Annotated in this window: 1 protein-coding gene; it reads right to left on the reverse strand. The window is 39.3% G+C overall.

Going from position 1 to position 638, the window contains the following annotated elements; translation table 11 throughout:
• Nucleotides 1-638, reverse strand: a 638-nt coding sequence (locus tag ACRCJ0_RS18185; protein ID WP_431391536.1) for a glycine--tRNA ligase subunit beta, incomplete at both ends; no start/stop codon positions are given.

Here is a 638-nt window from a genome sequence, read left to right on the forward strand (position 1 = left end):
CCCAAGTTCAAAATACGGTTCCATGCTTCAAGCGTTTCTTTAAATGACGCTTTTTCACTAGCTGCTTGTAAGACTTTACTTGCCGCTAGTTTTCTTAAGATATCCGCTGAACGACTTTGCAAAACAGCATCCGCAATATCGTAACGAACTTCTTGGTCATTTAAGATAGCTTTCAAGCGGTCATTCACAAATTGGCTTAAAGCTGTTTGTAATTCAACTAGGCGCTCTTGGTCTTCAATACCATAAACAGTCTGCAAGATACTAATGATATCAGTTTTCCAGTCAAAAGTTAACTCATTTTCGATTAGAATACGCACAATTCCTGATGTTTGTCGACGTAAAGCAAACGGATCGTTTGAACCAGAAGGAATTCGGTCAATATTAAAGAATGAAATCACTGAATCTAGTTTATCTGACACAGCAAACAATTTACCCAATTGGCTAGCAGGCAATTCACCTTCAGCAGAAATTGGCATGTAGTGTTCGCGAATAGCAGTAGCAACTGCAGGTACTTCACCAAAGGCTAAGGCATATTTTTCACCCATAATCCCTTGTAATTCTGAGAATTCATCCACAATACCGGTCATTAAATCGAACTTGTAGATTTCACCAGTACGAGTGATGTCTCCGGTTTGGAC

The organism is Aerococcus sp. L_32, assembly GCF_050689315.1.